A 25,631-nucleotide genomic window follows, 5' to 3' on the forward strand; every position below is an offset into this window, starting at 1 on the left:
GATGTTCCTTTTTTTGATTTTACATGATTAGGGGCAGCACCTTATCTCGGTATTGGATTATGTAAATGGATTGCCTAATAATGCACTTTGTTCAAAAATTGACCTAAAAAGGCCCGCTTTTCATCTAGGCGTTTTGCTGGCTTTTATTTTTTCCTCTAACAACGCGATAGCTTTCACAATCAATGGGTCCGTACCATTACGTATTTCTTCAGGCCGGTTTACCAACTTATGGTCAGAGGGTGGATTCCAACACCCTCATAATTCACCATATCAGGTGAAAAATATTGTTGGTGTGATAGCGTCACCTCTCATTTATTAGGTAGTCTAAAACCATATTGATTAGAGAGCATACCATCGGTATTGTCACCAACGATTGTGACATATGGTAATTCTCGCATGGCTAGGATAAACTCCTCGTCTGCACTGGCCGTTCAATCACTTATCATTGCCCTAGGCATAAAGCCAAAACCTTGTTTTGATGGTCTTTGTAGATATGCCCAACCTTTTTAAATTACCCTGACTATCCACATATTGCGGTGATATAATGGGTTATTTTTTTAGAACCCCTAAATAGTCGATCCAAGGTCCAACTTCGTTTTTGTATTGTTTCGCCATAACCCGTGATATTTGCGCTAAATGACCTAAATCGTGAACGGCCCAAGTTGAAATAAGTTGCTTTAGATTCACTTCTCCGAATTCCGGGTGGATTCCAGTTCGATTCAAATCGTTACTTGTAATATTTAGGGTATTCAATTCGTTCAGGTTCCTCTTTCTTAATTCCTTAAATTCATGTATTAGTTCACTAATTGTCTTTTCTTGGTTTTCGGTCAGTTGGGCAAATCTGTCAAATGGTTCAAAAAGTCTGTTTTCAGATTCGCTTAAAATCGTTTTTATTCTTACCATCCAGTCTGTTTTCTCACCAAAAATTAAATGCCCCACAATATCAAATGGACTCCAAGTATTTTCACCTTCGTTATTTTCAATCCATTCCTTAGATAAACCGTTCAGTAAAGCATCTAAAACTTGAGGGGTTCTCGCTAAAATTTCCAATGATTTACTTAATTCGAAGTTCATGCTTACGTTTCTAATTGACTACAACAAAATCATGGCCGTCTGATGAAAATTATTTGTTTAAGTTACCATGGTAAGAACTTGTTGTTTACCTCAGTTCTTTGTTGGCACCAGTTTTCATTCATAATATGGCATAACCTAAATGGAACTGAAGGCCATTATTACGAAGACTATTTACTTTGTTTAACCCTAAAAAATATCGAATGCTCAAATTAAGTCTGTCAGTTGCATGGAAGGATAAATCAAGGTCTCCTGAAATACTAAAGTGATCAAGTTGTTCATTTTGAAAAAAGATTATACCATCATTAACTAAAAATCTTTCATTGTTTGAAATTAATAACCCAAGTTGAGGTCCCAACGAAAAATCCAACCTATTGATCAACTTTAATTTAAATAGAATAGGTAGGGTCAAATATTCATCTTTTACTTCTTGATTGAGTTCTGCGGTTTCAGTCCTCCCTCCATTTCCATCATTAAATCCGTAAGATTCCATATTAATATTCTGGGATGTATACAATAATTCTAGTTTTAGACCAATACGATTATTAAACATGAAATCTGAAAATAATCCTAAATCCAGACCAAGTTGGTTATTGAATTCCATACTTTTCAAATCCACCATTTTTGGCACTGTGTAATTTGCTCCAATTTTTAACCCAAATTCAACATTGTTAGTTGTTTGCGCAATTATACTTCTTACAGATAGGATTAGTATTAAAATTAGGATAGGTCTTTTTTTCATTGGGATTGTTTGAATTTGATAAATGGTTACAAACGGTCTCGACTATGATACTGTAGCGGATTTTTACGCACTAACTTTTCGGTTAGACACAGAATCTAAAAATAAAAAACGGTTTCGACAAAGCACTAAAACGGCTATTATTTTCATACAATTTTGGCGGTAGTTGTTTATTCAGATTTTCTTTTCATTCCAAAAAGCACTCTTGTGATTCTAAAAGGATAAATTATTAAACGATATATAAGTACAATTACAATAAATGAGCTAGTTAAAAGTAGTGTTATTTTAATTGGAATATCGAAGTTCATTTGAATGATGAAATAGGCGAAAACTACAATTACGGTTTGGTGTAAAATGTAGAATGGGTAGATAGCCTCATTCATTTTTTTTAGCCATGGACTTGGCCTATTTAAATAAATTTGGCCATAGCCCAACAGTGTCAACACAAAACTCCAACCCAACAAACAGCACAAGCCATACCAAATATCCCAACGGATTGAAATGCTTACATATGGTTCTACTATATTATTTGGTATGAAGTAGTAACCGTAAAATGAAAATGAACTGATTATAAAAACGATTAAATGAAAACGTCTAAACTTTTTTAGATTGTCCCAAAATAATTGAGAGCTTGCAAACAGAATACCAGTTATAAAAAAATAAGTGTAGAAAAAAGTCTCGGAAAAGTTTGTTAAGGAAGAAGATCCTGTTGGATAATATCTTTTAAGTAGCATAGTGAAAATTATTAATGGAAAACCTCCTAATAATAAACCGACTTTATATGAACTCATTTTTACAAACCAATTCTTAAAACTTTGGGATTTTTTAGACTTAAGAAAAATTATTAATGGGATTGCAAGAATTGAAATGACATATAAATTCTCTATAAACCATAGGTGATTTGTTTCAAATCGTCCATCTTTATATATCTGCCAATAGGAACTAAATTCATTAATATATTGATAATAGGTTTGAGGTGGCACAATAAATAGGACGCCAAAAATTAACGGAATTATAAGTCTGCCCGTTCTTTCTTTAAAAAATTGTTGCCAATTACGCTTTGAAAATGCGAGCACTGTTCCAGTACCCGATATTAAAAAAAGTAAGGGTAGTCTAAATTGTTCAAAATAGACCATAATGTCGTCCAGTACTTTACTGGATTCGGAATTCATAATATGAAAACCATCGCCATTAAAAGGCATACCTATATGGTGGCAATAGACTGCCAAAATAGCTATGACTCTTAGCCAGTCCAAATCATATCTTCTTGTTGTAGTATCCACTAATTTTGTTTTTTGGCAATTATAAAAACAAAATCAATGTGATTTATGGTCAAGTGACAATTGACAAAACAGAGTGCCGAAATGCAAGCTTGCTATTTACTTATATTTGAATAAAATCGATTAAAGTCTTGAATTTTAGACCGAGAAACAGGAACAGTACCTTGGTTATATTCTTTCAAATTTAGCGCATAGCCCTGGGCGTTTCCCGAAATGGATGTAATAGCCTTTAGATTTACAATGTATGAGCGATGCACCTTCAGAATGAAAGGGAAAGAACTTAGTTGCTTATCAAATTCTTTTAAGGTTAGTCTTTTTAAGTGTTTTTCAAATCCGTTTGAAGTAGTGTGAAATATTTCGAGATAATTTCCATCCACTTTTGCAAAAAGAAAAGTTTGTATATGCAGCTCAAAATTTTCTTCTACGATTGGTGTTTGAATTTGAGCAACTGTATCGACTTCTTTTAAATTTTGCTGATTAATTGGTATTCTTTTTAAAACAGTTGAGTGTTTATAAATTAGGCGCTCTAAGTTAAGGGGTAAGATGATTATCAAAAGTAAACTTCCAACTAGAAAAGTATTCCGAATTTCTTCCCAGAAATATCTAAAAGACCAATTATCAGGATTAGTGTAAATAAAATCCCTAATTAGGAAACTAGCAAGACCTATAAGAAAAAGTATTATAGCCAAATGCAAAAACTCTTTTCCTAAAGTCCAATTTTCAATTTTTTTAACGGATTTTTTTAGAAAATAAGCATAAACGAAAGCAATTGGTACCGGAATTACCGAATGCAAAACAACAATCCAAAGACTATTTATTTTGTGTTCAGCAACATTTACAATAAAGGGTTTAAAGAGATAAGTAAAAAGAAAACTAACTATTGAAATATAACAAAGAATGAAAAACACTTTTTTCAATTCCTCGTAATAGAAAGGGTAAGGTTGTCTTATGTAGGTTTCAATTTTCATTTACTGTTCAAAGTCAATCTCGGTAGTTTTTCAATTACCGCCAACGGTTGGGCTATGAGTAGTTGCGTGGTTTAGTACTTAACTCTGCAAGTATGCACCTAACTGAAAATCTGCGAGTCCCGACGCTTCGGGATTCAGAAGTAGGCGAGAACAAGCAATTACTCATAGCCATTGTTGTGTGCAGTTATTTCTTTTTTAATGTTTAAAGCGAGTTCTTCAAGCCTATCATCTATTCCTTTTGATAGTGCGTTACCTCCGAAACTGGCATTTGATAATACAGCAATTCCAATGTTAGTTTCTGGGAAAACCATAAGCCAATTCTGCATTCCCCAAATTCCACCGTGATGACGATAACATACTTCGTTCTCAATTTCAACAATATTCCAATGATATCCGATATCAAAACCGTATTGGGTCTTGAAAAAGTTTTTATGGGATTCTTGAACTTCTGGTATTGATTCGTTCAAATGGTATTTGATATACTTGATTAAATCCTTTGTGTTTGAATGAATGCCAGCAATTCCGCCCCAAAGATTGTTTTGAAAATGCTCTTGTGGTTGCTTCTCTCCATTGTAGCCTTGTATCAACAAAATTTTGTCGTTTGCATTGAGGACAAATTTGGTGTTTGTCATTTCGTTTGGTTCTAAAATATATTGCTCAATCAGTTTTTGATATGGAACTCCATAAGTTTTTTCAAGGATATATGCAGTTATTTCAGGTGCAGTATTTGAGTATTGGAATTCCGTTCCGGGTTTAGAATTTATTTCTACCTGATGCAATCCATTCCAAAATGCTTTCTTGTTTTCATCATCAGGTGGAAAATTTGGAAAACCGCCTGTATGAGTTATGATATCTTTAATTGTTATTTTTTCTCCTTCGTATTCAAAATTGGGATATTCCTGTGGCAAATAGTTACGAATATCATGGTCAAGCGATATTTTACCATCAAGAACCGCCTTTGCAACCATTGTTCCGGTAAAGGTCTTGGTTACAGAGGCCAGTTCATAAAGCGTAGAGTCGGTTGGTGGGTTTTTCTTGTTTGGATTTTGTTCGCCAAAATGAAATGTAGTTTCTTTTCCGTTATTGTAGAGTGCAATTGAAACGGAATGAATTCTGTCATCATCTAAAAACTCGGTAGCAAAATGTTCGACAATTTCCTCTGGGCTTTTGTTCTCGATTGATTTATTTCGATTGCAACTGACTATTAAAAAAGTTACAAATCCAAAAAGTATTGTTTTCTGAATGTTTCTTATCAATGTTTTTCGATTTTTGGTAATTGCACACAACGTTTGGTGCATTGTTAGTTACGTGGTTCAGTAACTAATTTAATAAACAAGAACTTGCCAGAAAAAATTCCGAAGGAATTTTCAAGTAGGCGAGAACCAAGCAATTGATTATACATGCTGTTTTCTATTTTTGATAAATTAACTCTCCAAGTTTTTGCACTTCCATCGGTAGACCATCATCAGAATCGACTAAGATTGGCATATTAGCAAGAAGGGATATGACAATACCTTCGTCTGGATATAGTATTAAAACAGCGCCTGAAGAAGGCCCTTGCCCTACGTGATACCAAATTCTCCAACCATTTATATCTTTTGCTATATACCAACCCAGTCCATAGTTTGTTGGAGTTTTATCAGTAGTATATTGTGTTTCAAATAATTTCTTTTTGAAATTATTGTCAAAATAGTGCCCGTATATGAGTTCATTGCCAAATTTCAATAAATCTTCGGTTGTAGAGATTAAGCCTCCTGATGCGTGGGCATAACTTAAATCATAAGGTTCTGCTTCTGATTCGTTTGGATAGTAAAACTTAGTTTTATTTATCATCGTACTATCTGCAATATCTCCATAGGTATTGGACATTAAAAGCGGCTTCCAGAGATTATCTTGCATATACTCTAAATACGTTTGTCCCGATGCTCCTTCAATAGCAGCTCCGAGTAAATTATATCCAAAAGAAGTGTATAAATATTGATTGCCTGGTTTAGCCATTAACGTATCATTTTTGAATACGTTAATGGCTTCGGTTGCATTTTCGAAATGCGGATTTTTAATCACTTCATCGATGCTGATTTCAAAATAATCACGGATTCCACCTAAATGCCCTGCCAATTGTCGCGTAGTTAGCATATATTTTTTTTCAGGAAAAGAAGAGACATACGTTCTCACATCAGCATCCAAATCTAATTTCCCTTCAGAAGCTAATTTAATCATTGCAGTGGCTGTAATTGGTTTAGTCACACTTGCAATTCTAAAACGTGTTTGCGGATTTACTTTCTTTTCATTTTCAACATCAGAATAGCCAAAACCTTCTGAAAAAATGGTCTTGTTTTTTGAGCTTACAGAAAGTTGCATCCCAGGAATGTTATAATTTTCTATAAAGGCATTACCCCATTTTGCAATTTTAGACTCTAGTGTTTCTTCTTGATTATCGTCTTCGTTATTTGATATCATCCTATGTTCGTCTGATGAATTTGAATTTATTGGAGATTTATTACTCATCAAGATTTTGGCGGAAAGAATATCAGGTGTCCTTTCCCATTCAGCAAAACTACTACTACGCGCATAACAATAGTAATTTTTTCGATCAGCCATGGTTCTGGTATCTCCAAATAATATTATTGGTGTTTTTCCCACACCTGAAATTTCTTCCGTAAATACCTTTTTTCCATCAATTAGTACAGAATCTCTTTTTATTTTATTAGGATTTAATTTCCAATATTCAGCAAACCCATTAAATAGTTTGAGGCGATCTTTATCTTCTAAAATCCATTCAAAAACCAAGAAGAAAGATTCCTCATTTATTTTATAATTATAGGATGATAAATCAAAAGTTAACCAGCCTCTTTTTTTATCTGATGTAACTACAATACTTTCATTAAAGAGATCGTCTCCGGGTAAATTGTTATTCGATTTATCCACTTCAAGAAATCTAACGCGTACTTTAAATTGGGGTTCCGTATTTTTAGCAATAAATAATCGTGCTTTGTCAATGAAGTTTAAATCAACATCATCTTTCTTTTCAATTAACAAAGCCATAGCTCCACCAGCAGATACCGAATCTACATATGTTTGGCCTTGCACAAATAAATTCCTCTTACGGTTTCCAAGCCAATTGTGTTTTTATTTTTCTTGTAGAAGCAGAAATTACTACTTCATCAAGTGCAATTTCTTTCTCAATCAAATAAATAGCGTTTTCTTTATTATTTGCAAAGGAATTTATTGCTAAAGATTTTTTTTCATAACCAATAGCAGAAAATAATAAATTTTCTTTTAAATGAGAAGCTGGTATTTTAATCGAGAAGCTGCCATCGCCATTTGAAATTGTCCCAAAAGAAGAATTCAGAACACCAATATTCACGAAAGCTAACGGTTCTTTATTATTTTGAGATATTACATGTCCTTTAATGGTCAATTGTCCAAAAACGGATGTGAAAACTCCAAAAGACAGTAAGCAGATTAAAAATGTATTTTTAATTTTATTCATAAATATTAATTGGATATCTCTTATTTTAATCAAATGCGGAATGATCTTATACATCTAGAGACACAAAAAATTAAGGAATGGTTGCTTTGCAGTAATGTTTTTAATTGCATACAACGGTCTCGGCTTAGCGTAGGGCGGAAGTAATGAAACTTTTCGTTTCCGTCTGTGCACGTAGCTAAAGCTTATTGCTTTGCTTTTTCTTTTTTATTCCAAAGCTACCCCGAAGCGTCGGGGCCAAAGATTTAGCGACTTTATAAATATACACAGACCTCTCAGTATTGCCCTGAAGCCCGCATTACGTTTAGGCTGTGTTACCTGCTGGCTTTTTTTGGAGAATTAATCTATTCCATTGCGTGTTTTTTTAACTGATACAAGGAAAATAGTCCAAGTAGCAGTTCAGCAATTATTCCAAAAATATAACCACCAGTTGGGAATCCATCAATTATCATACTCAACGCTCGTCCCGTTGCCAGAGTCAGCATAAATAAGACATTCAGTTGAGTAGCAATTTTCCAATATTTTGTTTTCCAGATTCCTAAAGTCCATATGAGCGAGATTCCCAGATATAAACACATAATAGCTTTCAACATATTTGAAAGGTCAATCGTATTTACTTGAATATCTAAATGTTCGGGCAATACTGAAGGCGAACCATAAACTATTGCTGTAGGAACTACTATTGATAAGGAAATGATAAGATGTAAACTTTTAAAAATCCACTTTAAATTGTTATTCATTCGTTAAGAATCAAATTGTCTTAAATGATGGTCGAAATGTTTCCATTGCGCAATTGCCCATTCATTTGGTGTTAAATTACCGAAGAATGGGTGAGGTTGTTTTGTGCATTGTTCAGGTCCATTTTCATAAAACATCTTTATAAGTGACAGAGCTTTGTTTTTTTCCTTTTCAAAGTCTTTTTCACCAGTAAAAATATAGTTTTTCCCTGTTGGTGAATTTTTAGAAAATTGTTTTTTACTTACATATCGTCCTTTAAAAAACCTGCCTAGAATTATTCCTATGAACATTCTTTCTTGAAAATTGATATTCAATGCAGTTTCAAGAAAAGCATTTAGGTGAGCTAACATTTGAGCTATATTCATTTTTCCCCACTTTCTTTCTGCATTTGGAGTGAGTTTTTCTAACCTTTCTATAATTCCGTTTACATCGGATTGATTATATAAGTTATTCATGATTTTTGTAGATTCAATTTTTGGCTTGCAGGCAACGGCCCCGGCTATGATCTCGTTGCGATTTGGTGACTAAGCGAACGTTCTGTGGCGGATGCTGCGATTTTCCAGTGAGCCAAAAGGAGCATGTAGCATCTGTTCCGGTTTGATTTTAGTCTGTTTGAAGTTAAGAAAAGTTCCTTGCATTAACTAATTAGCAATGGATTATGGCCAATTTTAGCATTAGTTATTTCAACACTTAATCGATTTTTATAGCAGTCATAACTCGGGAGGGATCAGCATCTAACTGACTAGAAAAACCAATAACTTCCCCCTTTTTATTTCTATTAAAACGAAAATCAAAATATCTTCCATGGATTGCAAATACGTTTTTTGTAATCGCCTTAATATTCGCACCACTAGACGCCTGTTTACGTTTTAAGCTTAGTTCGCCATCCGTAATAACAATCTCACGAATATAATCACCATCTTTATATGTCCCGCAGTATTCTTTTAACTCGTCTTCTGGTATATTGATAGTTGGTCTTCTGTAAACAAAGCTCATACCTTGGTTAATGGCTTCAGCTTCACCTCCCAAATGCCCCATGTTTTCAACCATTCGAAAATCTAAGGTTAAATTATCGTAGTTATGTCCTTTTATTTGTTCAACCATTTGTTCGACTTTTTCCACGGCATCGAACTCTCCACTTAAAAAGATTACTTTGGCATTTAAGGTTTTGTTGTTTTTATAAAATTCATCTTCCAGTTTGTATGAATAATCATTGTCCCACCAAAAAGTAGGATTGTTAATAATGTAGTTCTTAAATAAAGTGGGTTTCGTGAAAAGTGTATAATATGCGAATAATCCTGCAAATGATGTGCCTGCTAGCGTTCGATTGACTCTATCCGACCTGTAGTGACTGTCTATGAATGGGATTATTTCATCAGCTAATACTTTTAAAAAATTGGAAGCACCACCAGAAGATGCTATCCTATCTATATTGGTAGGGGTTAAATCTCTAGACCTGTTCAAATTTGGGTTGGTTTTTGAACCACTATAGGTAATACCGACGATTATCATTTCGGGAACAAAACCATCATCCCAAATACCATTGTAAATGCGTGTTGTAACATCAAAGGTACGGTTACCATCTAATGCATAATATACAGGATACGTTTTCTTTGAAGCAATATCATAACTTTCTGGGAGATTAATGTACAATTTGTACTCACTATTAGTAATATTCGATTGAAAATTGATTGATTCATTACCGATAACAATCAAATCTTCAGGTGCTTTGGAAATAACCTGTGAATTTCCCAGTATAGGAAATAACAATAATAAAGCCAAGGTATTACATGTACTGAGTGCGTTTTTAATAGTCTTCATTCTTTAAATTTCGTTGTTTTAGTTCAGTACAAACTAATTTTTAAGATAATCTTTGCAATTAATGCTAACGGTTTTGTGTATGCAATGTAGCGTGCAAAAGACGCTTACTTTTCGGATTAATACAGAGCCGGATTTTTTTATATTTTTTTCAATTTATCATTTTCTAAGAGCCAAAATTAAAAATTTGGCGATTTTCACAAATAAGCATAAAACCTTCGGTTAAGCACTTATTAGCTATCTTTTATACACGTTGTTGGCAGTAGTATTTTTTATACTTTTTTTTCTAAAGCAGCAATTAATTGACTAATTAAATTATTTAAATCTAAAGACTTAGAATTTATTGTTTTATTACCTAAGACTGTTGCACTTTTTCTAAAATCTAATAAAGAATTTAAGACTATTTTTCTTGATTCTTCGTTGTCAATGTTTTTAAAAGCAATATATAATTTTCTAATTTCAAGTTCTAAACTTTGAGTTTGAGTCATTTGAATATAGTTTTCTCTATATAAGTTGGCAGAAAATTTTAAGATTGCTAAAAAGAATGTCGCGATTATTAATCCAATGGAAAGCCTTTTAAAGAATTCTGCCAAAGAATTCTTCTCTTTTAAAGTATTAAAATCTGATTTAATATCACTAATTTCTATATTAAGCTGAGCTATTAATTTATTATAATTTGATATTAGCTGGTCAATTTCAGTTCTTTCATTTACTAAACTTAATTTATTATTTCTAATTTGTGTAATAATATCAGAAATGGCTTTTTTCTCTTTTTCATCAGCTATTAACTTTACAATACTGTCACTTTTTTCCAAATAGGCATCTATTTCTGGAAATCTAGTTGGAATGTCATATATTGTTTTAGGACGCTCTAAATTTATTATGTTTTCAATTTCGTAGCCTTTTTCTCTAAAATCATTTCTTAAATCAGATGCATTATTATTTAGTAAATTAATCTTACTAATAATTTCTGATTCTAATGCAATTGACTCCTTATCTTTTAATTCTTTCAAATTATTAACTAAAATTGGCATTTGAGTATTTACTATTTCCATTGATTTATTAAGTCCAATGGAATCGTCTTTAATAAGTATATTTCCATAATAAATCAATATTGCTGAGAATATTAATGCTAAAAAAATAGTCACACTCAAAAAGATGTTGGAAGTCGATTTAAAATCTTTTTTCTGCAATCTTAAATTATCCAACATAAAAGGAATGTAATCTATTCCATAATTGGAATCATTTTTTCCTGTAGGTAAAGAAGTCGATATGTATGTGTAATAATCTTTTGAATTAAACAGTTCATTTAAGAATTGTTTGATTTCATTTTTCTTTATCTTAACAATCTCTTCTGCCTTAACATTTATTTCTTTTTTATCTCTAAATTTTAAAACGGTTATGTAAATAATATATGTAGTAAGAATAGTAATGAAGAAAATCAATATTAAAATCAAATAGATTTCATTATCGCTAATGCCTTTATGGTTTCGTTGTAAGCTTGATATAGGAAAAGCATAAATGAATGTGAAAAATATTGCTACGACTATAATAATTAAAATTGATTTAATATGTGTTTTCATAGTTTTCAATATTACTGCCAACGGTCATGTGTATGATTAGTTGCGGACTTTTCCAACGGAAAATGTCCGCCTGTACCGAAGATAGTTAATTGCAAGGATTTCCATTTTGGGAAATCCGCCCGCAATTAATTATACACCGTGTTGGCAATAGTTATTTATTTTCGATATAAGGGGTTGCAATTCCAGCGATCATTTGAATCCATTCCGCCCTTGGATGGTCGTTTTCCATCCAGCTTTCATTACGTAAATAAGTTTTGAATTCCGTTCCATTTATTTTCAGCAAAACATAAAATCCATAATTATGACTCACAATCATTGATGGTTTTGGTTCTGAACCAATAATTTCTTTTATGTTGTTAAAGTAAAAGTCCAGTATGTCCATAAACTCTGGACAATTTTTTGTTTCAAATACCTTGGCTTTTTCCTTTTTCCCAAATCCGATGGCCTTTACAAAACTTTTTCCGTCTTTGGTCCAAAAGTGTATGTCCGTCGCTTTCTCACCACGACCATTGTCGAAGAAATAGTATGCTTGTAATATGGTGTCCACTTTCTGCCTTACCAAATCAGACTCCAATTTTGCAGAAACCGCATCCATATCGAAGTCATATTCGGGCTTTTCATCCTGCGCGTGCACACCGGAAAGAAATAGTCCGGTAAGTAAAATAATGATTATCTGAAATTGATTAGAATTCATAATTATTGCCAACTTGTTTATATAGATGTAAAATACATCTATATACACCTAAAATAGGAATAAAACCGATGAAAAGGGTTGTTGTTTATTTTAAAGCTCAAAATCATCAAAAGGGTTTTTTATTTTATCTAGACTCGTAGTACTGACATGGGTGTATATCATGGTTGTTTTAGGACTATTGTGACCCAAAAGTTCTTGAATAAACCTTAAATCTGTGCCATTTTCCAATAAATGTGTCGCATGACCATGTCTTAAGATCGTGTATAAATGATGAATGGGCTATATAGCTCTGATATACAGAACTAAGATAATCAAAAACAATACTTCTACTCGGGGGTCATAAGCATTCGTAATAGCCTCATAACGCAAAAAAATTAATGGCTTTGCATTTTTAAAGACAAGTACATTACTTTTAGGAGACTAAAACAAATAAAACAAAAATCAACATAATTATGAGTGATCCACACAACGGAAATGGGGATATCAGTAAATGCCCATTTTTTGCCGGTACAACAAAAAAAACCGCTGGTCAGGGCGTAAAAAACCGTGATTGGTGGCCCAATGAACTAAAATTGAATATTCTAAGGCAACATGCCCCAGCCTCGAACCCCATGGGTGAGGATTTTGATTATGCCGCGGCCTTTAATAGCCTTGATTTTGCGACCCTTAAAAAAGAGGTGACTGATTTAATGACCGATTCGCAAGATTGGTGGCCTGCCGATTATGGCCATTATGGGGGTTTTATGATCCGTATGGCCTGGCATAGTGCAGGTACCTATCGCGTTGGTGATGGTCGTGGGGGTGCCGGCGGAGGTAACCAACGATTCGCACCTATCAATAGTTGGCCTGACAACGGAAATTTAGATAAGGCCCGTTTATTACTTTGGCCAATCAAAAAGAAATACGGGAATAAGATTTCGTGGGCGGATTTAATGATCTTGGCCGGAAACTGTGCCTTAGAATCGATGGGTTTTCCAACCTTTGGTTTTGCCGGGGGTAGGGAAGACATTTGGGAACCCGAACAAGATGTGTATTGGGGTAGCGAAACCGAATGGGGCGCCAATGAAGAACGCTATGAAGATGGGGAATTGGAAGGCCACCTTGGTGCGGTAATGATGGGTTGGATCTACGTGAACCCTGAAGGACCAAACGGTAACCCCGATCCGATGGGCTCTGCAAAAGACGTACGGGAGACTTTTGGCCGTATGGCCATGAACGATGAGGAAACCGTAGCGCTTGTCGCTGGGGGCCATACCTTCGGTAAGGCGCATGGCGCCGCTGACCCCAATCAATATGTTGGGGCAGAACCACATGGGGCATCTATTGAAGAGATGAGTACAGGATGGAAGAATACTTACAAAAGCGGAGTTTTAGAAGATACCATTACGAGCGGTATTGAAGGTGCCTGGACACCGAACCCAACACAATGGGATGCCGATTACTTTGATGTTTTATTGAACTACGACTGGGAATTGACAAAAAGCCCGGCGGGTGCCCATCAATGGACGCCAACTGCCGAATCAAAAGCTAAAATGGCGCCGGCCGCAGGCGGAAACGGTACCCAAGCCCTTATGATGACCACAGCGGATATTGCTTTAAAAACAGATCCAGCGTATTTAGAGATCTCAAGACGTTTTCACGAAGATCATAAGGCTTTTGAAGATGCCTTTGCCCGAGCATGGTATAAATTGACACATCGTGATATGGGGCCTGTTGACCGGTATTTAGGTCCAGAAGTACCCAGTGAAGAGTTGTTATGGCAAGACCCCATCCCTAAAGTGACCTATCACTTGAGTGATGATGATATCGCCACATTGAAAAATAGGATTGCCGCTTCAGGTCTGACCATTTCACAGATGGTAAGTACGGCGTGGGCCTCAGCCTCTACCTATAGGGGTTCTGATAAACGAGGTGGTGCCAATGGTGGTCGTATTCGACTAGAACCACAACGTAATTGGGAAGTCAATAATCCAGCGGAACTGAACAAGGTCTTAACGGTTCTTGAGGATATTCAGAACGGGTTTAATGGCGAAGTCTCCATGGCCGACTTAATTGTCTTGGCAGGTAACGTCGGTGTTGAGGAAGCAGCTAAAAATGCAGGTCATTCCGTTGAGGTACCTTTTACGCAAGGTCGTGGTGATGCGAGTCAAGAACAGACCGATGTGGATTCTTTCAGCTATCTGGAACCTTTGGCCGACGGATTTAGGAATTATATAAAATCTGGCCTACAAGTTGCTGCTGAGGATTTATTGATAGACCGTGCGAACCTGTTGACATTGACAGTGCCAGAAATGACTGTTTTGGTCGGCGGACTCCGTGTTTTAGGGGCCAATTATGACGGTTCTGCCTATGGTGTTTTCACTGGTAACGTCGGTAACCTGACCAACGATTTCTTTGCAAACCTCTTGGATATGACCTATACCTGGAAGGCCACATCCAATGACGACAGGTATTTTGAGGGAAGTCATAGAATAACAGGGAAGGTCGAATTCACAGGAACCCGTGCGGATTTAATTTTTGGCTCAAATACCGAACTACGGGCAATCGCCGAGGTCTATGGAGCGGATGACGCCCAAGATAAGTTCGTCGCTGACTTTGTTGCCGCTTGGACCAAAGTGATGAACCTTGACCGTTTTGATGTGAAATAAGAATAAGTTCGAAATTGCAATAAAATAGAAGGCATCTTGATATCGTTCAGGGTGCCTTTTTATTTAATAAGGACGGTAACCATTACTATTCATTATCTTCTTACGGGAAATTATCCCATTGATCAAATCTGAATTGTTGTCACTAGCGTATTTTCTTAACGTCCTCCAAAAAAAGCACATGGCTCAAGCCCTTGAATTTTTTGAAATCGGCACTGCTTTTTTGTCCTTTAAAAGGGCCGAAATAGTGATTTGGCCAGGCATTTCGCCAAAAAAGGGCCCAGGCAATACCGGTATTCGCAACACTTTTGTCCAGCACATTGGTCCACCAGTCTTCAACCGGAACCATATTTAGCCCACCTTCGGTCATGGCGAAAGGCTTGTTTTTAAACTTGCCGATTTTTGACAGAAGGGAAAGGTTATCCTTCAATAGCTCGATATATCTTTCGGTAGAATTTTTATGATAGAGGTCTATTCCCAAAATATCCACATAGTCATCCCCTGGATAGAACTTAAGGTATTCCTTTTCATTTTTCACAACGTCTGTAGAATAGCAATACAAAAGGTTGTGAACGTTATAGGTATTGGTCAAGAGTTCATAGGTTTGTCGCCAAAGCAACTGGAACTCTTTCGGGGTACAACTTTTTCGTCCCCACCAAAACCAAGAACCGTTCATTTCGTGAAAGGGGCGAAATACGATAGGGATGGGTTTTCCAGTTTGTGTCTTAAGGCCATGCATAAAGTCGGCTACCTTCGCCACCCATGCCTGGTACTTAGGATGCATCAACCCACCTTCTAAAATTTCTGCCACTGCAGGAGATGGGTCCCATGCCGATTTATTGGTGACCGGGTTGTCAGGGTGCCAACTTATACTGATGATACCCCCTGATTTATGGGCTTTTTGAATAAGCCTCGTCATCAGATTAAAATCGACGGAATCTAAATTTTGTCGATGCCCTAATTCGATATGGCCAATTTCAAAACCATAAACGGCCGGGAAATCACCAGAGACCTCGGCCACATCACTTTTATAACGTGTTCCATCATTTTTCCATCCCATACCATAGGCGGTCGCATCTTGATGCCCAAAAGCATAGCCACTTTTCGGAATTTCCCTAATACGAAGCATCAAGTGTTTGGCACTTTCATCTGCATTGGGGTCGGTAACGTTTACGGTGGTGCTATTTGTCAGTAATGTACTTTTACAGCTCATCACAAAAATGCTTATCAAAATAAGTGCTACGCATTTTCCGATCTTCGCACGACAACGATATCGCTTTGCTGAACTGTTCAGACCGTGATTTCCGATATTTAGGGTTTCCATTAGCATGGGCAGCTGTTTTTAGCATTTGGTATGGTTCATTTGAGCGCATAAGATGTCACGAAACTTAAGGCACCACGTTTTAATTTCTTTTTTACCGGTTACATCGATTCAAGTAATTTTTGTGCCATAACCCGATGAACGAATTTACTATTTCTCAAGATGTTCTGAATATACTATTCGATTTCCCGTAGTGATGAACCTATTTCGTTGTATATCCATGGTGAATGAAACCCATGGAAATGCCTTAAAAACGTATTTCATGATTTGGAATTTTCCAATCTTAAAGGACCCCGTCCCGTTCACATCGCCATCTAAGAAACAATTCCATTGGAAAAACCAAATCAAAGACTGGAAAACAAGTAATTTTTTACGCTAATAATCAATTATTTAGGGTGTTTTTCAATAACTGATAGGTCGTAGCGTCGTGGGTCTGATACCTGAAGATATCCAAATCCCCGTCGTTGTCATAATCCACTACCTGACCGTTATAGATACCTTCTTCAGAAAGTAGTAAAGGCTTCCACTGCGAATGATTTTCATTGGCCAGAAAAATCGTGACCGGAAAGGTGTCATATTCGAGGCCCTGCGCCCGTGATTTATTGACCCCGGCCAATACGTCATAATCCCCATCCAAGTCAAAATCGAAGACCTGAAGCGTATGACAGGCAACAATACTATCGGCAAGCACCTGTTCGTTCCATACACCATTTTTATTTGTATAACGGGAAAGCGGAAAACCTGCACGTTCGGAATGACTTATGAATACTTCGCTTTTTTCATCGCCATCTAAATCCCTTAAGAAGATCTTGGTGCCGTTTCTTGACCAATCCCCTGTTTGGTCATTCCATTTTCCATCTATTGTATCGGTTTTCCAAGTAGTGCTTAAATCCGTTCCAGGACTATAAAACAAATGTGCCCCAGCGACGATATCCGTAAAGCCGTCACCATCGACATCCCCGACATGCATACCTTCATGGAGGTTGCCATAATCCGCATATTCTTGCACCATTACCCAATCATCAGCAGAATTTTGTTGAAAAATACGTAAACTGTTGGTTTCAAAACATAAGGTGGCAATGTCCATACTGCCATCATTGTTGAAATCGGAAATACTTAGATCCTTAATGAAATTTGGTGCTTCACCAATAAAGTGTTCTTCCCAACTGGGGTTTTCGAACCAAAAAACCGATGAGGGTTCATTGGCAGCCTCCCATTCCCCACTGTGTTTTGCGGCTACGATATCAAGATCCCCGTCATTATCCATATCGGCGGCTTCAATATCACCCATGGCGAGTTCCTCAGGTATATCAATAAGGACTTTTGTCCACAGGCCCTGCTCTTTTTGCCCTTTGTAATACCCTAGTTTTCCACCGAAGCCATTGTTATCTATAAAAAGTAGATCGGCAATGCCATCACCAGTGAGGTCAACTGGGGCATGGGCCCATAAAAACGTTAGGGAATCGGCAATCGTGGTTTGCTCAAATGCAAGTACCTTGGGTGCCGTGGCATTTGGTATTGAAGATTCTTTCTTTTGTTCCTTACAGCTTAAGCCCATTGAAATAAGGCCTAATATAACGAGATATAGTCGTGGTGTCTTCATAGTCATTTATGGATAAAACGTGTGGTCAAAAAATCAGAAAAAATATGATGTTGTTTTTCGTCTTTGATTTCTTTAGGATAGAGGCCTATAATGAATTTTTGTTGTCCTGAAAGCAATGGGTCGGTCGCTTCGCCACGACCAAAACCAAAAACGGTCATACCATCTTTGCTATCGACGCCAGCATCACTATTGCCCAAATAAGAAATGAGTCCTTTTTGTGGCGTATCGGTTTTGTGTAGCATGTAAAAGGTGACGTCAAGATTTTGTGCCCCTACATAAACCCATTGCAAGGGTTGAAATCTGGCTTTTCCATTATAAAAATCAGGGGTGTCGAGGCTTTTTTTATGGACATTGGAACCGTAGTAATACGAACTGGGATTGAATTTTCCACCCGGGGTGCCTTCATATAAAAACCAATAGTTGCGTGATGGGTCGGCTTTTAAAACCTCCAATTCAGCATGATCATCGTGAAACGTCCACCGCCATTTCCATTTTTTGTTTTTCGATTCAGAATAGAGTATTCCGTTTTCAAACCATGAATGGCATCGGTCAAAACCTGGGTGGCCCGCACCGTTGTCGTCACCTTGATAGACTAAATTGGGTAGCCCCCGAAAGGTTCCGGCGGCACCTTGGGGATAATCGGAAGTAAGTTGTTTAAAGGCAATCCAGTCGTTGCCATAGGTGTCGATCATTCTCGAAAAGCCACCCCCGACGATATCGTAGTAGTAAGTTATATTTTTGGTCTTGATGACAAAATGGTCTTTGCCTTGGTATTGGGTAACAATGCTGTCTTTAGGCTTGACCTCGGTTGATCGTGGTTGTGGTGCGCTTTTTTTTGGAGTGTGGGCTTGATTGGTCCAAAGGTGCATCCATCGGTAATTATCCCATGCTGCGCCGATAATGTCCAAATCCCCATCATTATCGATATCAAAGGTTTTCGCACCCAAGTGGTTTTCCTTTCCGGTATCCAAAACGGTTTTTGAAAAGGAAGCGGTTCCGTCATTCGACCAGAGCTGCAGTTCCAATAGTCCACCCTTATGTTCTGCGGTTAGAATGTCTAAATCCCCATCGGTATCCATATCCAAAAGGTCTAGGTTATTACTTGAATATTGGGTGGTCAGGGTATGTGCCGACCATGGATTTTCGGTATCCTGGCCTCGGGTAAACCAGATGATATTGCTATCGGGTTTGAGTCCTGGATAACGTTCTTCCGCTATAATGATCTCAAGGCTGCCATCACCATCTAAATCCCCCGTTTTCACGCGATCGATTGGATGTTCGGTCGTACCGATTTCATGGGCCTTCCACGGGGCATCATGCTTTTCCTCATTTTCAAACCAGACCAAAATCTTGGGTTCGCCTTCGCCCTCTGGCCGTCTGCCGCAAGCAATGTCCAGGTCCCCATCCCCATCAACGTCCCCAACGCCGATACCTTCATCAGAGGTATTGGCCCCAATCAAATCGGTAGGCCATAAACCGTTACCATCGGTATTTTCAGGTATGGTGATAAGGTATACGTTACCATTGCCGGCGATTAAGAGTTCTTCCTTTCCACCTGGGACAATCTGGGCTTTTTCAAAGCCTTGACTGTTCACATGTGAGGTAGCCGGTACTTCGGCGATTTTCTTTCGCGTATACCTTGTTCCGGCAAGATTTATGGCTTCGTACCAATAGATGTTGGGCAGGGCCTGTGCAATAATGTCCGCATAGGCATCCCCATCAACATCCATAATAAAGATACCATCACTATTGTCATCAAGTACGGTCCGAACCCAGGGTTCTGTAACACCTTGTTGTGGTTGATGGTAAATGTACCTTCCTGAAACGATGTCCAATAGTCCATCGTTATTTACATCACCGGCATCCAGACCAAAATAGCGTAGCCACTCCGGTTCGTTCCAATCGCCCCATTTTTGTTTCGTACTGTCCAGCGGGGTATAGGTAAATTCTTGAGCGGCAAGAGAACCCGCTACGAAAAACCAAGTGAAGAATAGTATGGACTTTCTCATGACTTGGAAATGTTTTTGACCGACGCCCTTTCAATAAGGCTAGGTATGAGTTTGCTACTGGTTACTTTTTTCCCTTCCAAAAGGTCGAACAAGGTAGCTACGGCCGTTTTACCAATACCTTCCATAGGTTGTTTCACTGAGGAAAGCGGGGGGGACAAGAGTTCAAAATAGTATTGTTCGTCGAAAGAGATCAATGAAATGTCTTCGGGAATGTTCAATCGGGCCTCATTGATGGCTTTCATGGCGCCTAGTGCAATTTGGTTGTTCAAGGCAAAGATGGCCGTAGGCCGTATTGCTTTTTGAAGTAACAATTGGGTCGATTCGTAACCATTTTCCGCACTATAATTCGTTCCTAAAATGGATAGCTCTTGATGGGAAATGTCATGGTCGTCCAATGCCTGTATAACACCCCGTATCCTGTTTTTATTCGGGGAAGTATTGATTAGACCTTGAATACATGCAATGTTTTGATGTCCTTTAGCGATAAGAAACGAAGTGGCATCATAAGCCCCTTGGTAGTTGTCGGTCGTTACATAAGCAAAGTCGTTATTCTCAAAATAACGGTCGATCAATACCAGCGGAATGTCTACGTTATTTTTTAAATGCTCCCATTTCTCTCCGATAGGCGCTATCAAGAGGCCATCAACTTTTCGAGCCAACAACAGTTCTATAGCCTCTTTTTCTAGCGTAGTATCATCTTTGGTATCGCAAAGCAAAACCATTTTTCCACGTTTGCGCAGCCCTTCTTCCACGGTTCTTGCCAAGTTCGCAAAGAAGGGATTGCTAATGTTGGGAATAATCAAACCAATGGTGTTGGTCTTCTGCAAACGAAGGTTTCGTGCGATTTGGTTAGGGGCAAAATCCACCTTGCTGGCCACCTCACGTACTCTTTGGGCAGTTTTCTCGCTGATACGATATTTTTTCCCTTGCCCGGTAAGCACACGGGAAACCGTTGTGGTTGACATCTCCAATTCTTGGGCGAGTTCTTTTATGGTCATTGCCGATGGTGTTGTACGCGCCTATTTTTTGGAAACTTGGTGGATGGGATTTTAATCCTTAAATTGCGCAATCGATTGTGCAAATCTATATGTTTATTCGCAATTAGTAAAATGGAACAGCAAAAAATTGTGGTCGTTGGAAGTAGCAATACGGATATGGTATTGAAATCCAATCATTTGCCACTTCCTGGGGAAACGGTTCTAGGAGGAAAGTTCACCATGAACCCTGGAGGAAAAGGCGCAAATCAGGCCGTGGCCGCGGCGCGGTTGCAAGGTGATGTCATTTTCATCTCGCGGGTCGGTAATGACCTTTTCGGAAAACAAGCGATCAAGGGTTTTGAAAAACACGGTATCGATACTAGGTTTATAACCCAAGATGAAAAAGAAGCTTCTGGGGTGGCCCTTATCATGGTCGATGAAAAAGGGGAGAATTCCATTTCGGTCGCTTTGGGGGCCAATAATACGTTGGGCAAAAACCATCTGCAACCTGCAAAAGAGGCATTAAAGAACAGCGCTTTTATTTTGACCCAATTAGAGACACCATTGGCCACTGTTGAATATTTGGGGGAATTCGCCCGGGAAAATCAATTGAAGTTGATTTTGAATCCGGCACCTGCGCAGCCGCTTTCTGATACCTTATTGGCCTCATTGCACATGCTGACACCGAACGAAATCGAGGCAGAATTATTAAGTGGGGTAAAAGTCGTTGATGAAACCTCTGCAATGACAGCTGCAACCATTTTAAGGCAAAAAGGGGTGGGTATCGTCATCATTACCATGGGTAGCCAGGGAGCCTTTGTACTTTCTGATGAGCTGGCCGAACTTGTACCTTCGCAGAAAGTCAAGGTGGTAGACACCACCGCCGCTGGAGATACCTTCAATGGCGCACTGGTGGTTGCACTATCTGAGGGAAAAGACCTGAAGTCCGCCGTCGAATTTGCCAATAAGGCCGCTGCGTATGCTGTCGGAATTTTAGGGGCACAAACCTCGGCCCCTTCAAGAAAGGATATCGAAATACCAACTAAAACCGAATAATCATGTTTATACCAGCTACCTATGCGTTGGCCGTCGTGCTTTGCATTATAACCATGTTGTGTTGGGGCTCTTGGGCCAACACCCAAAAACTCGCTTCAAAGTCATGGACCTTTCCCCTTTTTTATTGGGACTATGTTATTGGAATAGTACTCTTGACCTTGATTTTTGGGCTGACCTTAGGCAGTAATGGGGAGTTTGGACGTGGTTTTATGGACGATCTTAGTCAAGGAAGTCAAAATGCCTACGTTTCGGCATTTATAGGAGGTGTAGTATTCAATATTGCCAACCTGTTGATTGTAGCTGCCATTTCGATAGCCGGTATGGCCGTTGCGTTTCCCGTCGGCATCGGAATCGCATTGGTGTTGGGGGTCGTGGTCAATTACGTTGCCAACCCTGTTGGAGATCCATTGTTATTATTTTTAGGGGTTGCCTTGGTTGTAGTGGCCATCGTTTTAGATGCGATCATTTACCGCCGATTGCCCAATCAAAAAAATACTTCCGTAGCAAAAGGGTTGTTGTTATCGGTTGCTGGAGGAATATTAATGGGATTCTTTTTTCGATTTGTGGCTGCTTCGGTCTCCACCGATTTTATAAATCCTGAAGCTGGTCTCTTTACACCATATAGCGCAGTATTTATTTTTTCCATCGGAATCTTTATTTCCAACTTTTTATGGAACAGTTGGTTCATGTATCGACCTATTCAAGGCAAACGGGTAATCTATGCCGATTATATTAGTTTGGGCACGCCTAAACTACACGCTATTGGTATTTTAGGTGGAATTATTTGGGGAATTGGGATGGCCTTAAGCATGATAGCCTCAGAAAAAGCGGGCTTTGCCATCTCGTACGGCTTAGGTCAAGGGGCCACTATGGTTGCGGCAGCTTGGGGCGTTTTTGTTTGGAAGGAGTTTAAAAATGCACCCAAGGGAACCAATACCCTTATCGCATTGATGTTTTTACTATTTATAGCGGGCTTGGCCTGTATCGTGTATTCAAGACTGCTCGTTTGACCTTGGTTTTAATCAATGTAATAAAACACGGAGGCATGAACCTATTGGTTCATGCCTCCGTTAAACCTATGGGGTTTTCTCAATCTTTGATTTTATAGGCACTTAACTTACCTTCGATCATCTCAGGAACCAGAACAAGGTTACTCCCCTCTTCGTAAAAAATATCGGCAGATCCAGGTGCTAGATCCAACAACTCATTTACATTGCCCTGTGTATCGATAGCAAGCAGACCCCCGGCAATCCAGTCAGAAACTAAAAAGGAATCCCCAAACCTGGCCAGACCATCGAGATTACCAAAAGACGTCGAAATGTCTTTTAATTCTTTTGTTTTTAAATCGACCCGTACTAATTTTCCGGGAACCTCGGTTTCAAAAGTTTCAGGGTTGGTGACGACGCCCCAAGTCGAAACATAAAGGTTGTCACCCTCCAATAACAATCCGTTAGGGTAATTCAATCCTTCACTTTTAAGTAGTAATGAAATTGTCCCTTCACTTACTTTATAAATGGCGTTACCACCAAAAGTGTCCGTAACATATACATCTCCACTGCTTGAAATTTCAATGTCATTTAGAAAAGTAGCGCTTTCTGCATGCAGTTTTTTCTTGATTTTACCGGTATTCATATCTACAATGGCAACCACGTCTACATCGGCTACGAACATTTCCGAACCATGAATACCCAATCCTTTCGGAGCATTAAAACCAACAGCCCATTTTTGGACAACGATCTCACCGTTTTCCGAAATTTTAGAGATATAGCCCAAACCATTTTTTTCGGCTGGTTGCCCCGCCACGTTCGAGACGTAATAATGACCCTGGTAATGTACTATGGATTCAGGAACCTCCAAACCCGATGTTTCCCATATTTTTTCCATCTTTTGAGCGTTTGAAAAGAAGGACAGGAATAGTACTAAACTAAATAAACCGATTTTTTTCATTTTTTTTTCTATTAAATAATGGCCAAAATTAGGTGCGCTTTCCTAAGCTGAAATTGACCTATGATAAGAAAAGGACTGAAGGCTATTATTTGGAAGCTATGCTTTGCTTTCGAAGTCTGCTCAAACTTTCAGGTGTGACGCCCAAAAAAGAAGCGATTTGATAATTTTTGACCCTTTGCTCAATGTCAGGATAAGCCTTGATGAATAGCAGATATCTTTTTTCAGCCGTCTCACGTAGATTGGAAAGTATTCTTGTTTGAAAGGCCACAAAGGCGTTCTCTAATTGTAATCTGAAAAAGCGCTCTACAAGGGGTACTTGGTCAAAAAGCACATGAATATCGGCTTGGTCTATCTTTAAAAGTGCACAGTCTTCTATACATTCCACCGTCAACACGGCATCGGTATTTTTGTAATAGGCAATGTAATCGCTGACCCACCAGTTCTCAATGGCAAACTGAATGGTATGTTCCTTTCCGTTCGCGTCAAGCAAAAAGGTTCTCAGACAACCTTTCAATACAAAATACTGATGTGTTACTGATTGTTGTGGGAGGATTATTTGATCTCCTTTATTGAAATGTACTGTTTTAAAATACCCTATAAGGGTATCGAAATCCGCATTGCTGAGCTTGATTTGCCGATTGATATGTTCGTGCAACGGATGCATGATTGAAAGGTACTAAAAACCCTTTTTCAAAGAAATTAAATTAGGAAAGATATTGCCTCAATCTTTAAGGGAAGCATCAAGACCGTGACTCACACCAAATGGCCAGTTCATTACCAGAGGGATCCAAAAATTGAAATCGACTGCCACCGGGAAATGTAAAGATATCTACTGAGATGGTAGCTCCTGCCGCGATTACCCGCTCTTTAATGACTTCAAGATCTGTATGGTGCAATACTACCAAAACCCCATTTGTAATAGGCTCATTCGTCAATTCAAAACCACCCTCGACCCCGCTGTCGGTAAATGCGGTATAGGTTGCCCCATAATCGGTAAATGACCAACCAAAAACGCTGGAATAAAATGTTTTTGTGATTTGAAGGTCCGTAGACTTAAATTCAATATAATTTATAGGGGTCTTTCCCATAATTTAGAGTTGTTTTTGAACTTTACAGGGGTTGCCAAAAGCCAGTACATTATCAGGAATATTTCTGGTGACGACACTGCCTGCGCCAATGGTGACGTTGTCTCCGATAGTGACCCCTGGGCAAATAATCGAATTTCCACCGATCCAAACATTATCACCAATGGTAACGGGTTTGGTAGATGTCAAATATCGTGTACCATCCCCTGTTTTTACTATCCGCTCCGTTGCTTTAAGGGGATGTTGGGCAGTATAGATCTGAACGTAAGGTGCAATCAATCCGTTCTTACCAATATTGATCTTATTATTGTCAATAAACATGCAATTGGCATTGATGAAGGTATTCTCGCCAATTGAGATATGTTCACCGTAATCACAAAAGAAAGGGGCCTCGATCCAAACTCCTTTTTCAATATGCTCAAACAAGGCACCTAAAATTCTCGAGCGTTCTTCAAGTGCTTTTGAATCAAGATTGTTGTATGATTTGAGCAAAGCCCTGGCCTTATGATATTGCCGGAGTAACCCAGTGTCTCTTGAATCATAGGGTAGCCCTTGAAGCATTTTTTCTTTCTCTGTCACCAAATTTTCCATTGATAAAAATAAAGAT

23 protein-coding genes and 1 pseudogene are annotated in these 25,631 nt (G+C 38.2%); 3 read left to right on the forward strand and 21 right to left on the reverse strand.

Features of this window, described 5'->3' with window-relative positions:
- Positions 1–549 precede the first annotated feature (549 nt).
- From AACM45_RS10775 to AACM45_RS10835, 13 genes and pseudogenes are all read right to left on the reverse strand, one after another.
- Positions 550–1,074 (reverse strand): DinB family protein, encoded by a 525-nt coding sequence (locus AACM45_RS10775; protein ID WP_339142607.1) that lies wholly within the window; start codon positions 1,072–1,074, stop codon positions 550–552.
- A gap of 118 nt (positions 1,075–1,192) precedes the next feature.
- Positions 1,193–1,813: a porin family protein gene (locus AACM45_RS10780; RefSeq protein ID WP_339142608.1), complete on the reverse strand. Its 621-nt coding sequence runs from the start codon at positions 1,811–1,813 to the stop codon at positions 1,193–1,195.
- A gap of 167 nt (positions 1,814–1,980) precedes the next feature.
- Positions 1,981–3,093, reverse strand: coding sequence for an acyltransferase family protein (locus AACM45_RS10785; protein ID WP_339142609.1), 1,113 nt, complete (start codon positions 3,091–3,093; stop codon positions 1,981–1,983).
- A 92-nt stretch (positions 3,094–3,185) separates the two neighbouring features.
- The gene (locus tag AACM45_RS10790) at positions 3,186–4,058 is read right to left on the reverse strand and encodes a LytR/AlgR family response regulator transcription factor (RefSeq protein ID WP_339142610.1); all 873 of its coding nucleotides are present in this window, start codon (positions 4,056–4,058) and stop codon (positions 3,186–3,188) included.
- Between the two features lie 158 nt (positions 4,059–4,216).
- Positions 4,217–5,314 (reverse strand): serine hydrolase domain-containing protein, encoded by a 1,098-nt coding sequence (locus AACM45_RS10795; RefSeq protein WP_339142611.1) that lies wholly within the window; start codon positions 5,312–5,314, stop codon positions 4,217–4,219.
- A 154-nt stretch (positions 5,315–5,468) separates the two neighbouring features.
- Positions 5,469–7,148: a serine hydrolase domain-containing protein gene (locus AACM45_RS10800; RefSeq protein ID WP_339142612.1), complete on the reverse strand. Its 1,680-nt coding sequence runs from the start codon at positions 7,146–7,148 to the stop codon at positions 5,469–5,471.
- Between the two features lie 13 nt (positions 7,149–7,161).
- Positions 7,162–7,551, reverse strand: a complete 390-nt coding sequence (locus AACM45_RS10805; RefSeq protein WP_339142613.1) for a carboxypeptidase-like regulatory domain-containing protein — start codon at positions 7,549–7,551, stop codon at positions 7,162–7,164.
- Between the two features lie 341 nt (positions 7,552–7,892).
- The gene (locus AACM45_RS10810; RefSeq protein WP_339142614.1) at positions 7,893–8,288 is read right to left on the reverse strand and encodes a DUF4345 domain-containing protein; all 396 of its coding nucleotides are present in this window, start codon (positions 8,286–8,288) and stop codon (positions 7,893–7,895) included.
- A gap of 3 nt (positions 8,289–8,291) precedes the next feature.
- Positions 8,292–8,741 carry a DUF1569 domain-containing protein gene (locus AACM45_RS10815; RefSeq protein ID WP_339142615.1) on the reverse strand — a complete coding sequence of 150 codons (450 nt, stop codon included), beginning with the start codon at positions 8,739–8,741 and terminating at the stop codon, positions 8,292–8,294.
- 235 nt (positions 8,742–8,976) lie between these two features.
- Entirely contained in the window at positions 8,977–10,107 is a 1,131-nt protein-coding gene (locus AACM45_RS10820; protein WP_339142617.1) for an alpha/beta hydrolase, read from the reverse strand.
- Positions 10,108–10,376: 269 nt separating this feature from the next.
- Entirely contained in the window at positions 10,377–11,687 is a 1,311-nt protein-coding gene (locus AACM45_RS10825) for a hypothetical protein (RefSeq protein ID WP_339142618.1), read from the reverse strand.
- Positions 11,688–11,838: 151 nt separating this feature from the next.
- Positions 11,839–12,381, reverse strand: a complete 543-nt coding sequence (locus AACM45_RS10830; protein WP_339142619.1) for a hypothetical protein — start codon at positions 12,379–12,381, stop codon at positions 11,839–11,841.
- Between the two features lie 90 nt (positions 12,382–12,471).
- Positions 12,472–12,636: pseudogene (locus AACM45_RS10835) on the reverse strand (tyrosine-type recombinase/integrase); the annotation flags it as partial.
- Between the two features lie 197 nt (positions 12,637–12,833).
- Here AACM45_RS10835 and katG point away from each other — a divergent pair.
- Complete coding sequence (gene katG, locus AACM45_RS10840; protein ID WP_339142620.1) at positions 12,834–15,029, forward strand: catalase/peroxidase HPI; 2,196 nt, start codon at positions 12,834–12,836, stop codon at positions 15,027–15,029.
- Positions 15,030–15,171: 142 nt separating this feature from the next.
- On the opposite strand, the gene AACM45_RS10845 is transcribed toward katG, so the two are convergent.
- The 4 genes from AACM45_RS10845 to AACM45_RS10860 form a co-directional block, all read right to left on the reverse strand.
- The gene (locus AACM45_RS10845) at positions 15,172–16,350 is read right to left on the reverse strand and encodes a glycoside hydrolase family 26 protein (RefSeq protein ID WP_339142622.1); all 1,179 of its coding nucleotides are present in this window, start codon (positions 16,348–16,350) and stop codon (positions 15,172–15,174) included.
- 379 nt (positions 16,351–16,729) lie between these two features.
- Positions 16,730–17,950, reverse strand: a complete 1,221-nt coding sequence (locus tag AACM45_RS10850; protein WP_339142623.1) for an FG-GAP repeat domain-containing protein — start codon at positions 17,948–17,950, stop codon at positions 16,730–16,732.
- 2 nt (positions 17,951–17,952) lie between these two features.
- Positions 17,953–19,959 (reverse strand): FG-GAP repeat domain-containing protein, encoded by a 2,007-nt coding sequence (locus AACM45_RS10855; protein ID WP_339142624.1) that lies wholly within the window; start codon positions 19,957–19,959, stop codon positions 17,953–17,955.
- Positions 19,956–20,957 carry a LacI family DNA-binding transcriptional regulator gene (locus AACM45_RS10860; protein ID WP_339142626.1) on the reverse strand — a complete coding sequence of 334 codons (1,002 nt, stop codon included), beginning with the start codon at positions 20,955–20,957 and terminating at the stop codon, positions 19,956–19,958. The genes AACM45_RS10855 and AACM45_RS10860 overlap by 4 nt, the downstream gene beginning before the upstream one ends.
- A 111-nt stretch (positions 20,958–21,068) precedes the next feature.
- Between AACM45_RS10860 and rbsK the strand changes: the two genes are divergently transcribed.
- The gene (gene rbsK / locus AACM45_RS10865) at positions 21,069–21,992 is read left to right on the forward strand and encodes a ribokinase (protein ID WP_339142628.1); all 924 of its coding nucleotides are present in this window, start codon (positions 21,069–21,071) and stop codon (positions 21,990–21,992) included.
- Positions 21,993–21,994: 2 nt separating this feature from the next.
- Positions 21,995–23,002: a multidrug DMT transporter permease gene (locus AACM45_RS10870; RefSeq protein WP_339142630.1), complete on the forward strand. Its 1,008-nt coding sequence runs from the start codon at positions 21,995–21,997 to the stop codon at positions 23,000–23,002.
- A 79-nt stretch (positions 23,003–23,081) separates the two neighbouring features.
- On the opposite strand, the gene AACM45_RS10875 is transcribed toward AACM45_RS10870, so the two are convergent.
- The 4 genes from AACM45_RS10875 to AACM45_RS10890 all read right to left on the reverse strand — a co-directional run bounded on the left by AACM45_RS10875 (position 23,082) and on the right by AACM45_RS10890 (position 25,615).
- Positions 23,082–23,876, reverse strand: coding sequence for an SMP-30/gluconolactonase/LRE family protein (locus AACM45_RS10875; protein ID WP_339142632.1), 795 nt, complete (start codon positions 23,874–23,876; stop codon positions 23,082–23,084).
- 148 nt (positions 23,877–24,024) lie between these two features.
- Positions 24,025–24,603, reverse strand: a complete 579-nt coding sequence (locus AACM45_RS10880) for a Crp/Fnr family transcriptional regulator (protein WP_339142634.1) — start codon at positions 24,601–24,603, stop codon at positions 24,025–24,027.
- 76 nt (positions 24,604–24,679) lie between these two features.
- Positions 24,680–25,027 (reverse strand): VOC family protein, encoded by a 348-nt coding sequence (locus AACM45_RS10885; protein ID WP_339142636.1) that lies wholly within the window; start codon positions 25,025–25,027, stop codon positions 24,680–24,682.
- A gap of 3 nt (positions 25,028–25,030) precedes the next feature.
- Entirely contained in the window at positions 25,031–25,615 is a 585-nt protein-coding gene (locus AACM45_RS10890; protein ID WP_339142637.1) for a sugar O-acetyltransferase, read from the reverse strand.
- Positions 25,616–25,631 lie beyond the last annotated feature (16 nt).

Source organism: Croceitalea sp. MTPC5 (genome assembly GCF_036985505.1).
Lineage (GTDB): Bacteria > Bacteroidota > Bacteroidia > Flavobacteriales > Flavobacteriaceae > Croceitalea.

Bases quoted from the DNA above. Each gene is read 5' to 3' on its own strand.
- AACM45_RS10875 (WP_339142632.1), bottom strand. From the start codon at position 23,876: ATGGAAAAAATATGGGAAACATCGGGTTTGGAGGTTCCTGAATCCATA.
- AACM45_RS10855 (WP_339142624.1), bottom strand. From the start codon at position 19,959: ATGAGAAAGTCCATACTATTCTTCACTTGGTTTTTCGTAGCGGGTTCT.
- AACM45_RS10815 (WP_339142615.1), bottom strand. From the start codon at position 8,741: ATGAATAACTTATATAATCAATCCGATGTAAACGGAATTATAGAAAGG.
- AACM45_RS10775 (WP_339142607.1), bottom strand. From the start codon at position 1,074: ATGAACTTCGAATTAAGTAAATCATTGGAAATTTTAGCGAGAACCCCT.
- AACM45_RS10860 (WP_339142626.1), bottom strand. From the start codon at position 20,957: ATGACCATAAAAGAACTCGCCCAAGAATTGGAGATGTCAACCACAACG.
- AACM45_RS10820 (WP_339142617.1), bottom strand. From the start codon at position 10,107: ATGAAGACTATTAAAAACGCACTCAGTACATGTAATACCTTGGCTTTA.
- AACM45_RS10880 (WP_339142634.1), bottom strand. From the start codon at position 24,603: ATGCATCCGTTGCACGAACATATCAATCGGCAAATCAAGCTCAGCAAT.
- rbsK (WP_339142628.1), top strand. From the start codon at position 21,069: ATGGAACAGCAAAAAATTGTGGTCGTTGGAAGTAGCAATACGGATATG.
- AACM45_RS10870 (WP_339142630.1), top strand. From the start codon at position 21,995: ATGTTTATACCAGCTACCTATGCGTTGGCCGTCGTGCTTTGCATTATA.
- AACM45_RS10830 (WP_339142619.1), bottom strand. From the start codon at position 12,381: ATGAATTCTAATCAATTTCAGATAATCATTATTTTACTTACCGGACTA.
- AACM45_RS10850 (WP_339142623.1), bottom strand. From the start codon at position 17,950: ATGAAGACACCACGACTATATCTCGTTATATTAGGCCTTATTTCAATG.
- AACM45_RS10805 (WP_339142613.1), bottom strand. From the start codon at position 7,551: ATGAATAAAATTAAAAATACATTTTTAATCTGCTTACTGTCTTTTGGA.
- katG (WP_339142620.1), top strand. From the start codon at position 12,834: ATGAGTGATCCACACAACGGAAATGGGGATATCAGTAAATGCCCATTT.
- AACM45_RS10825 (WP_339142618.1), bottom strand. From the start codon at position 11,687: ATGAAAACACATATTAAATCAATTTTAATTATTATAGTCGTAGCAATA.
- AACM45_RS10885 (WP_339142636.1), bottom strand. From the start codon at position 25,027: ATGGGAAAGACCCCTATAAATTATATTGAATTTAAGTCTACGGACCTT.
- AACM45_RS10790 (WP_339142610.1), bottom strand. From the start codon at position 4,058: ATGAAAATTGAAACCTACATAAGACAACCTTACCCTTTCTATTACGAG.
- AACM45_RS10890 (WP_339142637.1), bottom strand. From the start codon at position 25,615: ATGGAAAATTTGGTGACAGAGAAAGAAAAAATGCTTCAAGGGCTACCC.
- AACM45_RS10845 (WP_339142622.1), bottom strand. From the start codon at position 16,350: ATGGAAACCCTAAATATCGGAAATCACGGTCTGAACAGTTCAGCAAAG.
- AACM45_RS10780 (WP_339142608.1), bottom strand. From the start codon at position 1,813: ATGAAAAAAAGACCTATCCTAATTTTAATACTAATCCTATCTGTAAGA.
- AACM45_RS10810 (WP_339142614.1), bottom strand. From the start codon at position 8,288: ATGAATAACAATTTAAAGTGGATTTTTAAAAGTTTACATCTTATCATT.